This window comes from Pseudomonas sp. LBUM1645, from assembly GCF_059716185.1.
The window spans coordinates 6225140-6240776 of sequence record NZ_CP166811.1; the positions used below are offsets into that span (position 1 = coordinate 6225140).

14 protein-coding genes are annotated in these 15637 nt (G+C 59.8%); 8 read left to right on the forward strand and 6 right to left on the reverse strand.

What is annotated here, in order from left to right:
- Positions 1–125 precede the first annotated feature (125 nt).
- The 3 genes from ACA079_RS28320 (at position 126) to ACA079_RS28330 (ending at position 2479) form a co-directional block, all read left to right on the forward strand.
- Positions 126–1037 (forward strand): LysR family transcriptional regulator, encoded by a 912-nt coding sequence (locus ACA079_RS28320; protein WP_095130673.1) that lies wholly within the window; start codon positions 126–128, stop codon positions 1035–1037.
- 141 nt (positions 1038–1178) lie between these two features.
- Entirely contained in the window at positions 1179–1619 is a 441-nt protein-coding gene (aroQ, locus tag ACA079_RS28325; protein WP_008084592.1) for a type II 3-dehydroquinate dehydratase, read from the forward strand.
- Positions 1620–1624: 5 nt separating this feature from the next.
- Entirely contained in the window at positions 1625–2479 is an 855-nt protein-coding gene (locus ACA079_RS28330) for a shikimate dehydrogenase (protein WP_497701704.1), read from the forward strand.
- Between the two features lie 90 nt (positions 2480–2569).
- Here the strand turns inward: ACA079_RS28330 and ACA079_RS28335 are convergent, their stop codons facing one another.
- Entirely contained in the window at positions 2570–3247 is a 678-nt protein-coding gene (locus ACA079_RS28335) for a TetR/AcrR family transcriptional regulator (RefSeq protein WP_497701705.1), read from the reverse strand.
- 102 nt (positions 3248–3349) lie between these two features.
- Entirely contained in the window at positions 3350–5251 is a 1902-nt protein-coding gene (gene quiC, locus ACA079_RS28340) for a 3-dehydroshikimate dehydratase QuiC (RefSeq protein ID WP_497701706.1), read from the reverse strand.
- A gap of 428 nt (positions 5252–5679) precedes the next feature.
- On the opposite strand from quiC, the gene ACA079_RS28345 reads away from it, so the two are divergent.
- Positions 5680–6981, forward strand: coding sequence for an MFS transporter (locus ACA079_RS28345; protein WP_497701707.1), 1302 nt, complete (start codon positions 5680–5682; stop codon positions 6979–6981).
- A gap of 45 nt (positions 6982–7026) precedes the next feature.
- Here ACA079_RS28345 and ACA079_RS28350 read toward each other — a convergent pair whose 3' ends face one another.
- From ACA079_RS28350 to ACA079_RS28365, 4 genes are all read right to left on the reverse strand, one after another.
- On the reverse strand, positions 7027–7905 hold the full coding sequence (locus tag ACA079_RS28350) for a DMT family transporter (protein ID WP_123367736.1): 879 nt from the start codon (positions 7903–7905) through the stop codon (positions 7027–7029).
- Between the two features lie 43 nt (positions 7906–7948).
- Positions 7949–8770: a sugar phosphate isomerase/epimerase family protein gene (locus ACA079_RS28355; RefSeq protein WP_497701708.1), complete on the reverse strand. Its 822-nt coding sequence runs from the start codon at positions 8768–8770 to the stop codon at positions 7949–7951.
- A 2-nt stretch (positions 8771–8772) separates the two neighbouring features.
- Positions 8773–9828, reverse strand: coding sequence for a Gfo/Idh/MocA family protein (locus ACA079_RS28360; RefSeq protein ID WP_497701709.1), 1056 nt, complete (start codon positions 9826–9828; stop codon positions 8773–8775).
- 211 nt (positions 9829–10039) lie between these two features.
- Positions 10040–10816 (reverse strand): IclR family transcriptional regulator, encoded by a 777-nt coding sequence (locus ACA079_RS28365; RefSeq protein ID WP_415771563.1) that lies wholly within the window; start codon positions 10814–10816, stop codon positions 10040–10042.
- 177 nt (positions 10817–10993) lie between these two features.
- On the opposite strand from ACA079_RS28365, the gene ACA079_RS28370 reads away from it, so the two are divergent.
- From ACA079_RS28370 to ACA079_RS28385, 4 genes are all read left to right on the forward strand, one after another.
- Complete coding sequence (locus ACA079_RS28370) at positions 10994–12742, forward strand: FAD-dependent oxidoreductase (RefSeq protein ID WP_497701710.1); 1749 nt, start codon at positions 10994–10996, stop codon at positions 12740–12742.
- Positions 12726–13559, forward strand: coding sequence for an aldo/keto reductase (locus ACA079_RS28375; RefSeq protein WP_497701711.1), 834 nt, complete (start codon positions 12726–12728; stop codon positions 13557–13559). Before ACA079_RS28370 ends, ACA079_RS28375 begins: the two co-directional genes overlap by 17 nt.
- A 215-nt stretch (positions 13560–13774) precedes the next feature.
- On the forward strand, positions 13775–14665 hold the full coding sequence (ypfJ, locus tag ACA079_RS28380) for a KPN_02809 family neutral zinc metallopeptidase (RefSeq protein WP_497701712.1): 891 nt from the start codon (positions 13775–13777) through the stop codon (positions 14663–14665).
- Complete coding sequence (locus ACA079_RS28385; protein ID WP_497701713.1) at positions 14666–15625, forward strand: alpha/beta hydrolase; 960 nt, start codon at positions 14666–14668, stop codon at positions 15623–15625.
- Positions 15626–15637: the final 12 nt, after the last annotated feature.

Genomic DNA, 15637 nt, shown 5'->3' on the forward strand with positions numbered 1-15637 from the left:
ATCCCGCCGTCCACTGCCCACAAAACCACTGGTGAATCGGCGCCGGTCAAGTAAAGCACCGCTTCGACAATTTCATCTACAGTGGCGAAATTCAGTCCTTCATTTGATCCCCGGTGTAATCAATCATGCAGCGACAATTCGACGATCTTCAGCTGGGCAGCATCGAACTGTTTTGTCTGGCGGCCGAAGCCGGCAGTTTTACCGCCGCCGCGCTGGTGGCTGGTGTGACGCCGGCAGCCGTGAGCCGTTCGGTGTCGCGCATGGAGGAGCGCCTGGGCGTGCGGTTGTTCGCCCGCACCACCCGCAGCGTCAAACTGACCGACAGTGGTCGGCGGTATTACGAGGAATGTCGCCAGGCGCTGGCGCAACTGGTCGAGGCCCAGCGCGAGGTCATGGGCCAGCAGCAACAGCCGTCCGGCACCTTGCGCATCAGCATTCCCACCACCTATGCCCATCACCGGATTTTGCCGTTGTTGCCGGCTTTTCGGGCACGCTTTCCAGCGGTGAAGGTCGAGTCGCACATCAGCAATCGCAACATCGATTTCGTCGGTGAAGGCTACGACATGGCGATCCGCGTGCGGGCGATTCCGGATTCCGGCCTGATCGCCCGACAGTTGGAAGACGCCGCGCTGGTGATGATTGCCAGTCCTGACTACCTCAAGCACGCGGGCATTCCACAAACGCTGGATGATCTTAAACAGCACGAGTGCATCCAGTACGAATTGCCCAGCAGCGGTCGGCGGATTGCCTGGCTGTTCAACGACAATGGCGTGCACCGGGAGATTCTGGCCGAGGGCAATCTCAGTTGTTCCGACGATGTGCTGGGCGGCGTGACCCTGGCCAAACATGGCGCGGGACTGTTCCAGACCTATCGCTTCATCGTCGAAAACGAATTGGCCGATGGTTCGCTGGTGGAAGTCCTCAAGCCCTATGGCGGACGCTCGCGACCGTTCACCCTGCTCTACCCGCAAACTCGCCATATGCCGTTGCGTTTGAGGGCGTTCATCGATTTTCTGGTGGAGCATCTGCCCCGCTGAAAAGCCGAAACCGTCCGATCACCGCACACATTAACCCTGAGAACCGCCTCTTCAATTGACCAAATTAACCAGCTAGTACAATTTATCTCCACAGGCTGAAACCCTCGGCCAATGCCAAAAATAATAAGTGGAGAGACCCCGATGCCCCCTATCGTTCTGGTGCTCAACGGCCCCAATCTGAACCTGCTCGGCACCCGTGAGCCGGCGACTTACGGCCACGAAACCCTGGCCGACATCTCAGCGTTGTGCGGTCGTGCCGCCGAAGAGTTCGGCCTGGCGGTGGAGTTTCGCCAGACCAATCATGAAGGCGAACTGCTCGACTGGATTCACGCCGCGCGCGGCCGTTGCGCCGGGATCGTCATCAACCCGGCCGCCTGGACCCACACCTCGGTCGCGATCCGCGATGCCCTGGTCGCCAGCGAATTGCCGGTGATCGAAGTCCACCTGTCCAACGTTCATGCCCGCGAGCCCTTCCGCCACCACTCTTTTGTGTCGGCCATCGCCACGGCGGTGATGGCCGGTTTCGGTAGCCACGGCTATCGCCTGGCGCTGGAGCATTTCAGTCAACGTTTGAAGGGGTGAAGGCCGTGGCTCAGACCAACGCTGTACTAGCCGGACTGATCGGCGCCGGCATCCAGGCTTCTCGCACCCCGGCGCTGCACGAGCATGAAGGCGATGCCCAGGGTTTGCGTTACCTCTATCGCCTGATCGATCTGGATCAATTGAAACTCGATAGCGGCGCCTTGTCCGACCTGTTGATAGCCGCCGAGCGGATGAACTTCACTGGCCTGAACATCACCTTTCCGTGCAAGCAGACGATCATCCCGCTGCTCGACGAACTGTCACCAGAAGCCCGCGGCATTGGGGCGGTGAACACGGTTGTACTGAAGGACGGCAAACGCATCGGTCACAACACCGATTGCCTGGGGTTCGCCGAAGGTTTCCGTCGTGGCTTGAAGGGCGCTGCCCTTGAGCGTGTCGTGCAAATGGGCGCCGGTGGTGCTGGCGCTGCAGTGGCCCACGCACTATTGAGTGAAGGCGTACAACTGCTGACCATTTTCGACGTGGAAATCAACCGCGCCCAGAGTCTGGCGGACAATCTCAATCAACATTTCGGCGTCGGCCGGGCTGTGGCGGGCCATGACTTGCCGAGCACCCTGGCCCAGGCAGACGGTCTGGTGAACACCACCCCCATGGGCATGAAAAAACTGCCGGGCATGCCAGTGCCGGTGGAGCTGCTTCGAGGTGAATTGTGGGTGGCGGAGATTGTTTACTTCCCGCTGGAGACCGAACTGCTGCGCAACGCCCGCGCGTTGGGTTGCCGCACACTGGATGGCGGCAACATGGCCGTGTTTCAGGCGGTGAAGGCGTTTGAATTGTTCAGCGGCGTGGTGCCGGATGCGCAGCGGATGCTCGAGCATTTTCAGAGCATGAATGGTTAAACATCAAAAGATCGCAGCCTGCGGCAGCTCCTACAGTGGATGGCGTACATTCTGTAGGAGCTGCCGCAGGCTGCGATCTTTTAAAATGAATCAGGCCTGCAGATACCGTAAAACCGACTCGCAAATCATCTCTCGATGACGCTGCTTGATGCTTTCGTCCGGCAAGTCGACCTGAAAGATCTCACCGAACGTATGGCGGTTCGACACGCGATAGAAGCAGAACGAGCTGATCAGCAGATGCACATCCAACGGCTCGAGCCCGGCGCGGAACACGCCTTCCTCAGCACCGCGACGCAAAATCTCGCCCAGTGAATCGAGGATGGTGTTGTTCATCGCCTTGATCGCATCGGAGCGCTTCACGTATTCAGCGTTGTGAATGTTCTCGATGCTGACAATCCGCACAAAATCGACGTTGCGATCATGGTGGTCGAAAGTGAATTCCACCAGCCGCCGAATCGCTTCCACCGGCGCCAGTTCGGTCAGGTGCAGACGGTTTTCGGTGCTGCGGATATCGCCGTAGAGTTTCTCCAGCACCTCGACGTAGAGCTGTTCCTTACTGCCGAAGTAGTAATAGATCATGCGCTTGGAGGTGTGGATGCGCTCGGCAATCGCATCGACGCGAGCGCCGGAAAGCCCCTGCTGGACGAACTCGACAATCGCCTCTTGAAGGATATTCTCGCGGGTCTTTTCCGGGTTGTTCTTGCGACTCTTGCGCGGCTCGACAATCGGCTCGTCGGGCGTTGCGGAGAGTTCTGAAGTTATCGTCATTGCGGGCTCACGGCCATCACTGCACAGGTTGGCGATTATGGGCCGCGCCGCACAGTGAAGGAAGCCGCGCGGCAGCGGTTTGTCCCCGTGTTTACGATTTTCCTACAACTTTGCCTGACGTACGGCACCGCTTCGAGACTTGGCCATGGCCGCCAGTCGCACCGCGACATTGGCTGCGCCGTAACCTGCGTAACCGTTCTTGCGCTGGATGATCTCGAAGAAGAACCGTCCTTCAAACGGCTCGGTGTACACGTGAAACAGCTCGCCACCTTGGGCATCGCGGTCGTAGAGCACGTTGTAATAGGCCAGCTCACTGAGGAACTCGTCGTCGAAATCGAACCGCGCGGCGAGATCATCGTAGTAATTGAGCGGGATATCCAGCAGCGGTACGCCCGCCTCCTTGGCCCGGCTGACTTCGGCAAAGATGTCGTCGCAATCGAAGGCGATGTGATGCACGCCAGAGCCGCGATAACTCGACAGTGCATGTGAGATTGCGGTGTTGCGGTTCTCGGAAATGTTCAGCGGCAAGCGGATCGAACTGTCCCGGCTGCGCAGCGCCCGACTCTTTACCAGACCGTACGGGTCAGGCAACACCACTTCATCGTCGGCCTCAAAATCCAGCAGGCTTTTATAGAACAGCACCCAACTGTCGAGGCTGTCGGCCGGCAGCGCCATAGCCATATGGTCGATGCGCTTGAGGCCGCCACTGGCCACGGCGGCGGGTTGCAGATTGAAGTCGGTGCCGTAGACATCGGCGTCTTGGTCCACCAGATAAATCAGGCTGCCATCCGGTGCGCGCACTGCGGCGAGTTCCAGTTCATTGGGGCCAACCAGCCCGCGATACGGCTGACCTTTGTAAGCCACGGCCCGAGCCAGCGCACTGGTACTGTCCTTGACCCGCACGGCAGTGGCGCACAGCGAGGGGCCGTGAGCTTCGAAAAAACTGTGGGCGAAGGAGTAAGGCTCGGAGTTGAGGATCAGGTTGATATCACCCTGACGAAGCAAGCTCACGCTCTTGGAACGATGCTGGCCGGCCTTGACGAAACCCAGCCGTTCCAGCCAATGGGAGAGCTTGGCGCCAAGGCTTTCATCCACTGCGAATTCAAGAAACTCGATGCCGTTGTACTCGCTGGCCTGGGGCGTCTCGAACAGAATGTCGGGGTTGACCGTTGGTTTGGCTTCCTGCGCCAGCCGCTCGCGGGTTTTCTCTTCCAGGTACAGCAACGAGCGCAAACCATCGGCGGCATTGGCCCGTGGCGGCGCGGCGCGGAAGCCGTCGTTGAAGATCTCGAGCGACAACGGCCCGGTGTAACCGCTCTTGATGATCGGCGCGAGGAAACCCGGCAGATCGAATTCGCCCTGCCCCGGGAAACAGCGGAAATGCCGGCTCCACTCCAGCACGTCCATGGCCAGGATCGGCGCGTCGGCCATTTGCACGAAGAAAATCTTGTCGCCGGGAATCTCGGCAATCGCGCTCGGATCACCCTTGAGCGACAGCGTGTGAAAGCTGTCCAGCAACACGCCGAGGTTTGGATGATCAGCCTGACGGACGATGTTCCACACCTGTTGATAAGTGTTCACGTGGCGGCCCCAGGCCAACGCTTCGTAGCCAATCCGCAAACCACGAGCACCGGCGTGTTCGGCCAGCAGGCGCAAGTCGTCGACTAAAATCTGTTCATCGCCGATGGAGTCGGCTGAGGCGTTGCTGCACACCAGCACCAGGTCCGTGCCCAGTTCCTGCATCAGGTCGAACTTGCGCTCGGCCCGCTCCAGGTTGCGCGGCAAGCGGTCGCGGCGGCATCCCTCGAAATCCCGGAAGGGTTGAAACAGTGTGATCGCGATCCCGAGATCGGCGCACATCTGTTTGATTTCCCGCGGGCTGCCGTCGTAGTAGAGAAGGTCGTTCTCGAAAATCTCCACCCCGTCGAAACCGGCGGCGGCGATGGCTTCAAGTTTTTCCGGCAGGGTACCGCTCAAGGACACGGTGGCAATGGAACGTTGCATATTTCGACTCCCGGTGGTGGAGACAATCTTGTTATCGACATCGCACGCTTTCGCTTTTACGTAGGAGCTGTCGAGTGAAACGAGGCTGCGATCTTTTGATCTTAAAAACCGACATCAAAAGATCGCAGCCTCGTTTCACTCGACAGCTCCTACAGGGATCAGGGATCGCGTTTATCTGTGAGCGAATTATTGGCCGGGGGAATCTGCACAGCAATTCAAAGTGTACTACCCGGTTAGTTTTGTGTTCGATTATCGAACACAATGCCCCTTGGCGAATTGACGATTTTTCGTCCACTGCGCAACATCGACTCCACATTGAGCCCGGTCACACACATCGGTCTCGGTGACCAAAGACCCAGAACACCACATAAAAATAATCGGTGGCCTACATGACTCCTTCTCAAAGCTCTCCCGTGGAGCGTTCCTCCATGACTCCTGCCTCTGGCGGCATCGGCGACAAGATCCGCGGCGCGATGGCGGTCGGCAAAACTCGTTGGGGCATGCTGGCGCTGGTGTTCTTCGCCACCACCCTGAACTACATCGACCGCGCCGCCCTCGGCGTCATGCAGCCTATCCTCGCCAAGGAAATGAGCTGGACGGCGATGGACTACGCCAACATCAACTTCTGGTTCCAGGTCGGCTACGCCATCGGTTTCGTGCTGCAAGGCCGGTTGATCGATCGGGTCGGCGTCAAGCGCGTGTTCTTCTTCGCCGTGCTGCTCTGGAGTCTGGCGACTGGTGCCCATGGCCTGGCCACTTCGGCCGTCGGCTTCATGGTCTGCCGGTTCATTCTGGGTCTGACGGAAGCCGCCAACTACCCGGCGTGCGTGAAGACCACCCGGTTGTGGTTCCCGGCCGGCGAACGCGCCGTGGCCACCGGCATCTTCAACGCCGGGACCAACGTCGGCGCGATGTTCACCCCGATGTTGTTGCCGCTGATCCTGCATGTCTGGGGCTGGCAGGCCGCGTTCCTGTGCATGTCGTCACTGGGCGGGATCTGGTTGTTGTTCTGGGGCTTGAAGTACTTCAACCCGGAAGATCACCCGAGCGTTAAACAATCGGAACTGGATTACATCCAGAAGGAAGTAGAGCCGGAACAATCCCGCGTGCCGTTCTCGAAAATCCTGCGCATGCGTGGCACCTGGGCCTTCGCCCTGGCTTACGCGATCACCGCGCCGGTGTTCTGGTTCTACCTTTACTGGCTGCCGCCGTTCCTCAATCAGCAATACAACCTGGGGATCAACGTGACCCAGATGGGTATCCCGCTGATCATCATTTACCTCACTGCGGATTTCGGCAGCGTCGGCGGCGGGATCCTGTCCTCGTTCCTGATCGGCCGCGGAGTCAACCCGATCAAGGCGCGGCTGATGTCCATGTTCCTGTTCGCCTGCTGCATCGTCGGCGTGATCATGGCGGCGGGTTCGAGCAGTCTGTGGGTCGCGGTGTTCGCCATCTCCCTGGCCATCGGTGCGCACCAGGCGTGGACCGCGAACATCTGGAGCCTGGTGATGGACTACACGCCTAAACACATGATGAGTACGGTGTTCGGCTTCGGTGGCATGTGCGCGGCCATCGGCGGGATGTTCATGACCCAGTTGGTCGGCCACATTCTGACGATCACCAACAACAACTACACCGTGCTGTTCACCATGATTCCGGCGATGTACTTCATCGCGCTGATCTGGATGTACTTCATGGCACCGCGCAAAATTCCTACCGTCACCGCTTAAAACCCTTCCCCCAGCAGGCCTGATTCCAGGCCTGCCCTGCTTCTCTCACCGACGACTCTGCTGCCAGGCTGCTGCCAACCCGCTGCAACAAATCACCGCGATCCCGACCACCGTAGTCAGGGTCGGCGTGTGAGAAAACAGCAACCAGCCCAGCAAGCCGGCAAAGACAATCTGGCAATAACCGAACGGCGCCAACAATGCAGGGGCGGCGTGACGGAAGGCTTGTGTCAGAAACAGGTGAGCCGTCATCCCGCAGGCGCCCAGCGCCACCATCATGAATCCATGGCCCAGGCTGGGGACTTGCCAGAAGAATGGCACCAGCGCGCTCATCACCAAGGTGTTGCACAGGCCGGCGAAGAAGTTGCTGGTGGTTGGGCTGTCGATGTTGCTGAGCTTGCGGGTGAGCAACTGATAGAAGCAGAAAAACAGCGCCGAGCAGAGCGGCAGCAACACCGCAGGGGTAAAGAGTTCTCCGCCGGGATGGACGATGATCAACACGCCGATGAACCCGCAAATCACCGCAATCCACTGACCACGCGTGACGTGCTCGCGAAGCAGTGGCACCGACAGCGCAGTCACCAGAACCGGTGCAAGAAAGTTGACCGCCGTGGCTTCGGCCAAAGGGATGTACTGCAAGCCGGTGGTGAAAAACAGACTGGTGCCCAACAGGCACAACGCCCGCAACAGCTGAAGTAACGGCCGTTTGGTTCGTAGGACACCCAGCCCGGATTGCGGCAGGAAAATCCCGGCCATGAGTAAGGTGTGAACCAGATAACGGGCCCACACCACCATGACGATCGGATAGAACCCTGAGAGATATTTCGAAAAGGCGTCGTGACTGGAAAACAGGAAGGTTGCAACGACGATCAGCAGAATCCCTTTGAAGGGTTGGTTTACGCCGGAGAGCGGAGTGCTGACGGTCATTCGGTATCCCTTTTGTTTTGCATCAACTATTTAAAAGCATCCCTTACAGCCGCGCTAACAACTCATGGGTTTTACTCAACGCCATCCGCGCCCGCTGCAACCCGCTCACGCCCTGCTCAAGCAACTTCACGGTGGGGATCTCCAGGCTCAACGGAATACCGGCAGGTAAACACCGCAACAACCCCGTCAGATCACAATCGCCATCGCCCGGAAAACGCCGCTCGTTACGGGCCTGGCGCAGAACCTCCGCCATGTCCGTCGGCCGTGGCCCGGCAACGTCGCACAGCTGGGCATACCGTAACCGTGACGGGGCAACGCTGGCCAGAGCTTCCAGCCGTGAACCCGAACGGTCGAAGTGAAACGCATCCACCAACACCGCGCCGTTTTCACGCCCCGCGTTTTCGACGATGCGCACCGCCTGTTCGAGATTGCACGCATCGGTCCACGGCATGAATTCCAGGTGTGGATGAAGCCCGTAAGGTGCCGCCAGATCACACAGTCGAGCGAAGTTGTCGGTGAGCCGCTGTTCGTCAGAATCGTTACCAGCCACCAGCAATTCACTGGCACCGAATTCGGCACCGACCGCCAGAAGCTTCTCTAAATCGGCGACGACGGTTTCCGGTTTAAGACGCAGGATCTCGACATCCAACACACGAATGCCGGTATCGCGCAGTCGCGCCAAAGTCCTGCGCCGTAACCCGACATCGGCGACCAGCGCAAAGTGGTGTTCTTCAGGCGTCGCAGGCTCCAACCGTAATCCGACATGACTGTAACCGGCCTGTACCGCCACTTCGACCATCTCTGGTGGTGACAATTCCAGCACCGTCAGGCTGGCCAGGGAAAAGATCCGATCGTTCCTGTTCATGCTTAACCCTCGATCAAGGTCGGTGCACAGGCGCGGCCGGTTTCGGCGGCCTCGCGTATCGCTTCAATCAGCGCCAACGTGCGGGCGGCATCCGCGACGCTCACCAACGGTTCGACTTCCCGACGCGCCACGCGCACGAAATGCTGCAACTGCAAACGCAGCGCTTCATCGGCGCTGAAGCTTTCCTGCACCGGCAGCAACGGCTGATGCCATCCCCCATCGGTGTCGGCGTAGTGCCAACGCTTGAGCTGCGGAATGCTCAATGCACCGCTGGTCCCGGCCAGCAGATAACACGGCTGATCGGCCTGACGTGGGTACACCGGGTTCTCGCCGGAATCCAGCTCCCAGCTCCAGGGCGCCGCGACCGCATCCGAACCGGTCAGGCTACCCAGCGCGCCGCTGTCGAATTGCAGCAACACCGCCGCGCAATCTTCGTTGGCAAACCCGCGCACCGCGTTGCTGGTGATCGCCTGAACCTGCCGCACTTCGCCACACAAATGCCGAAGCAGATCGAGATCGTGAATCAGGTTGGTCAGCAACATTCCCGCGCCGGGTTCGCGGCGCCAGGGCGTCTCGAAATAGCTGTCGGGTTTGCGCAGTTGCCAGAGCGCGGTCACCGTCGTCAGCCGGCCCAACGCTCCGCTTTGCACCAGTTCATGGGCGCGGACGATCAGCGGATTGTGCCGGCGATGATGACCGACCAACACAGGAACGCCGTTGGCTTTCGAAGCGGCGACCAGCTCGCGGACTTCATCCATGTGCACGCCCACCGGTTTTTCCAGCAGGACCGGCACGCCGACAGCGAGGCAATCGAGAGCGGTGCTGACGTGCAGCATATTCGGGTTGGCGACGATCACCGCGTCTGGCTTCACCTGCTCCAACATCTGACGGTGATCAGCGAAATACGCCACGCCCCACTCAGCCGCAAGGCCCGCTGCTTGCTGACCCGGATCGGCCACTGCGCACAAGGTCGCTTCCGTCAGGGATTGCAGATGCCCGTAATGCTGCTGGCCCATGTTGCCAGCCCCGATAAGGGCAATACGCAGGGGTGAACTCATCGTGCGGTCCTCTTGTGATTATTGTTGGAAGGGCGAATTCCAATAATTTAGAACCTGGTTCCAGATTCTTACACAAGCAAACCGAAAAAGTGTGCGAACAGCGCACGGCTTCTGTAGGAGCAAAGCTTGCTCGCGATGCAGACACCGCGGTGTCTCAGAAGACCCCGTCATCGTTCATCGCGAGCAAGCTTTGCTCCTACAGGGGAAGTGGTCAGCTGAACAACTCGGAAGCCAGGCTCGCAGCTGACAGCTCCTCGGTAAACTTCAACAGCAGCGGCGCCAACTCATGCAGTCGCGCCCCCGGCATCCGCGCACTGGGCCCGGCGATGCTCAGCACACCGATGACTCGACCATCACTCGGATGTCGCACCACCGCAGCAATCGCCGAGGTGCCCACCGCCGAACTTTCCTCGACCCAGGCATAACCCTGCTCCCGCGCCATACGCAGGCGTTCCAGCAATTCGATGTTGGAACGCGGAGCATTTGGCCCAAGGTCCTTCGGCCGCTCACCACCCTGCCGTTCGACCAGGGACAGCGCCTCGGCATCGCTCATACACGCCAGCCACGCATGCCCCGACGCCGTATAAAACAAAGGTGCATCGCGGCCCATGTCCGGGTCGTAGCGCAGGCCGGAACGGGCGCCCTGGGATTTGGCGATCCAGATCTGCCGCTCACCTTCAATCACCCCAAGCCGCACCAGCTCGCCGGTTTCCTGGGCCAGGCGATCAAGCACCGGCTGAACAATATCGGCGCCGCTACCCGACAGGTAACGGAAACCCATGGCCACCAGTTTGGTCGACAGGTGATACCGCAGGTTCTCCGGATTCTGTCGCACGTAACCCAGCCGAATCAGCTCGGCGAGCAAGCGGTGGGTCGCGCTTTTGGGAATATCCAGTTGCTCCGCCAGCGTCTGCATCGGCAGGCCCCGAGGGTCACTGGTGAGGCTTTCAAGCACGCTGAAAACACGTTCGATCTGACTGCCGGCCATGGGAGGTTCCACACAAAATTTGTCCGATTCTAGAAGACAACCGACCGAATGCGAAATCTGGAACCCACTGTCCGATAACCGCCCGCTTTACCCGGTGAAAGGTTGCCGAGCTCGATTACGCTCCTATATTTTCTGGAATCAAATTCTAAAAAACACAAACCGCTGGAGCTTCAGACGATGCCTGCCGAATCAAATAATCTCCCGGATATCGATTGCGACGTGCTCATCGTCGGCTCCGGTGCGGCAGGGCTATCGACTGCAGTGACCGCTGGGTGGCACGGCTTGAAAGTCATAGTGGTTGAAAAAGATCCGGTGTTCGGCGGCGCCACGGCGTGGTCCGGTGGTTGGGCCTGGGTGCCGTGCAATCCTCTGGCTCGACGCGCCGGGATCGTCGAAGACGTCGAGCAACCGCGCACTTACCTGAAACACGAATTGGGCGAGCGTTACGAGCCGGCCATGATCGATGCTTTCCTCGAAGCCGGGCCGCGGATGGTGGCGTTCTTCGAGCAGCACACCTCACTGCAATTCGCTGATGGCAACGCCATAGCCGATATTCATGGCGACACACCGGGCGCCGGCACGGGAGGACGTTCGGTCATCGCGGCGCCTTACGATGGGCGAAAGGTTGGCAAGCTGCTTAAGCGTCTTCGCAAGACTATGCGAGAAACGTCGTTCATGGGCATGCCAATCATGGCAGGCGCGGACCTCTCGGCATTTCTCAATCTGACGCGCTCACTGTCGGCGGCGTGGCACGTGACCCGGCGCTTTTCGCGGCACCTGCTCGACCTCGCCGTTCATGGTCGGGCGATGCAACTGGTCAACGGTGTCGCGCTGGTGGCTCGGTTGGCAAAATCCGCCGAAGACCTCGGCGTATTGCTCTGGGAGTCGGCGCCCGTTACCGAGTTGCTGCGCGATGGCGATCAGGTTCGAGGCGCAGTGGTCAGCACCGCCAAAGGCAAGGTCCGCATCCGTACACGCAAGGCCGTGGTGCTGGCGGCCGGCGGTTTTGCCAATGACGTCGAGCGGCGCAAGGCGTTGTTTCCTCGCACACCGACCGGCAATGAACACCTGGCTCTGCCGCCCCTCGGCGTAGCCGGCGATGGCTTGCGGCTGGGTGAAAGCGCTGGCGCAAGGGTGAACACCGATCTGGCGTCGCCCGTCGCCTGGGCACCGGTTTCGCAAGTGCCACACAAGGACGGCAGCATCGGCCACTTCCCGCACATCATCGAGCGCGGCAAACCGGGGATCATCGGCGTGTTGAGCAACGGCCAGCGTTTCGTCAACGAAGCCAACGGCTACTACGACTATGTGACAGCCATGGTCGCCGCCGCCCCGAAGGGCGAAGCAGTCGCTTCCTGGCTGGTCTGCACGCATGGCTTTCAACGGCGTTATGGCCTGGGTATCTCTCGGCCGTTTCCGCTGCCGCTGTCATCCTTTATCCGCAGCGGCTATCTGAAAACCGGCAACACCCTTGAGGAATTGGCCGAGGCCTGCGGCATTGACCCAAATGGTTTGCGCAGCACTGTGTCCGAATACAACCGGCACGCGCGCAACGGTGAAGACCCGCTGTTCGGTCGCGGCTCGACGCCTTACAACCGCAAACAGGGCGATGCATTGCAGCAACCCAACCCTTGCGTCGCACCGATCGAACAAGGTCCGTTCTATGCCGTGAAGGTCCAGCCCGGCTGCTTCGGCACCTTCGCCGGCCTCAAGGTCAATGAACACGCCCAGGTTCTCGGCGAATCGGGCGAGGCCATTACCGGGCTGTACGCAGCAGGCGGTGACATGGCCAGCATCATGGGCGGGCACTACCCCGCCGGCGGCATCAATCTTGGCCCGGCGCTGACCTTCGGCTACATCGCCGCGCGACATATCGCAGGAATTACCGCTTACGAACAGGAGATCGACTATGCAGCGCATCGTTAACGCACAGGGTTTGAACATGCCCAAACTCGGCCTCGGCACCTGGCCGATGCTCGGCGAGGAATGCACACGCGCCGTGGAACAAGCCTTGGCATTGGGTTATCGGCACATCGACACCGCAGCGGCCTACAACAATGAAGACGCCGTCGGCCAAGCGCTGGTGAACAGTCCTACCCCTCGCGATCAAATCCACGTCACCACCAAAGTCTGGTGGGATCAGCTTCAACCCGATGCCATGCGCCATTCCATGGACCGCAGCCTCAAGGCCTTGCGCAGCGATTACGTTGACCTGTTCATGATCCACTGGCCGACCACCGACTGGGACCTGCCGCGCACGATCGAGGAGCTGGTGTCGTTCAAGGAACAAGGACTGGCGCGCAACATCGGTGTGGCGAATTTTCCACTGCCGTTGTTGCGCAAAGTCGTCGAGGAACTGGGTACGCCGCTGTCAGCCATTCAGGTCGAGTACCACGTATTGCTCGGACAAAACGCTCTGCTGGACTACGCCCGTCGACATGACCTGGCGCTGACGGCTTACACGCCACTGGCCCGCAACAAGGTGTCGGACATCCCGCACATCCAGCAGATCGCCGCCAAACACGGAGTCCTGCCAACGCAAGTGGCACTCAAGTGGCTGCTGGATCAACCGAACGTGGCCGCCATTCCAAAAGCCAGCAGCCAGGCCAATCAACTGGCCAACCTGGCAGCACTCGACGTGAATCTGGATGACGAAGACCGTGCGTTGATCGCCGGTTTGTCCAAACGCGAACGCCAGGTCAATCCGGACTTTGCGCCGGTGTGGGATGCGTTCGACCAGTGATTCCCTCGAAGCAGGCGGTCGCCTGCTCGATAAAAACCCGTCGCCTGAAGGAATTAGATGGGTTGTCCGTGTTCAATACGAGTCTGGAAGACTCCCGGCCACCCACCACAGGTTGCCGGGAAGGCTGCTGTGCGCAACAAAAGATGGACGACCGGACTGGCGCCGCTCCCACTCAGCAGCAACACTCATCCCACGGACAATCAGAGGGTTCCCACATGCTATGGAAAAAAGGCCGACGCAGCGACAACGTGGTCGATGCCCGTGGTGATGATTCTGGCGGCGGCGGTGGGATGCGCTTCGGCGGCGGCAAGGGTCTGAGCCTGACGGCGATTATATTGATCGTCGGAATCGGCTGGATCACCGGCCAGGACCCGATGCAAATCCTCGGGCAACTGACCGGGCAGATGAGCGAGCAATCGGCACCGGCGCCGACTCAAACTCGCAAGGCGCCACCGGCCACTGATGAAGGCGCCGAGTTCGTGCGCTCGATCCTCGGCGATACCGAAGACACCTGGGGTCAGATTTTCCAGCAGGCCGGTCGTCAATATAAGGACCCGACCCTGGTGCTGTTCAGTGGACGCGTCAACTCGGCGTGCGGCCTGGCCTCTTCGGCGACCGGCCCGTTCTATTGCCCGGCGGACCAGAAGGTCTACCTGGACATGAGTTTCTTCCAGGAAATGTCCCAACGCTTTTCCGCCGCTGGCGACTTCGCTCAGGCCTACGTGATCGCTCACGAAATCGGACACCATGTGCAGACCTTGCTCGGTGTGTCGGCGAAAATTCAGACCGCCCGCCAACAGGGTCGGCAGATGGAAGGCGACGGCGGTTTACTGGTACGCCAGGAACTACAGGCCGATTGCCTGGCCGGAGTCTGGGCCAATAATGCGCAGAAACGGCTGAACTGGCTGGAACCCGGTGACATCGAAGAAGCCTTGAACGCCGCCAATGCCATCGGCGATGACCGCTTGCAACAGCAAGGTCAGGGTCGTGTGGTCCCGGATTCGTTTACTCATGGTACGTCGGCGCAAAGGGTGCGCTGGTTCAAAACCGGATTCGCGCAAGGCCAGGTCGGCCAGTGCGATACCTTTGCAGCGAAAAACCTATAAATGAATAAGTGGCTGTTAGCTCTACTGATCACCTGCGCAAACGCCCAGGCTGCCGAGCATGCGGTCAAAGAGGTCAGCTCCGGACGCCTGCTGCTGACTGCAGGTGAAATCGCAGTGGGCATCGGCCCGGCGCCGACGAAAATCGAACGTGTGCTGATCATCATCCATGGTCGATTGCGCAATGCCGACACCTATCGCCAGAGCGCCGTGCACGCGGCCGAACAGGCCGGGCAAACCGCGAGTACCTTGGTGATCGCCCCGCAATTTCTCAATGAAACCGACGTCGGGGCCCATCCCGTGGCTGACAGCGTATTGCGCTGGCAGGGCAATGACTGGATGGCGGGCGGTTTATCCAGCGCTCCGTTTTCCATGAGTTCCTATGCGGCGCTTGACGAAATCATCGCCCGAATCGGCGATCGGAAACAGTTTCCGGACGTGAAGCAAATCGTCATCGCCGGTCACTCTGGCGGCGCTCAGGTGGTGCAGCGATACGCGTTGCTGGGCCACGATCAGCCAGCGCTCAAGGCGGCCGACATACAGGTGCGTTACGTCATTGCCAACCCGTCGTCTTATGCATACTTCGATGAACGACGGCCGGTGGCGTTCAAACACGCCGGTTGCCCGAATTTCAATCGCTGGAAGTACGGGATGACGGATTTACCCGCCTATGCCAAAGGGCAAACCGCCAAGCAGCTGGAGGAAAACTACGTCAAACGCGATGTCGTTTATCTACTCGGGCAGCAGGACAGCGACCCGAAGCAGCCCGCGCTGGATAAAAGCTGTGAGGCCCAAGCTCAGGGAGCCAATCGATTGGCTCGCGGGCGCAATTATTTTGCTTCTCTGAAACGGCTGCATCCTCAAGGTTTGAATCAGCAACTGATTGAAGTGCCCGGGGTCGGGCATGACGGGGATGGGATGTTTAACTCGCCGCAGGGGCAGAAGGCGTTGTTCGGTCAGTGAGTTTTTGTGGTG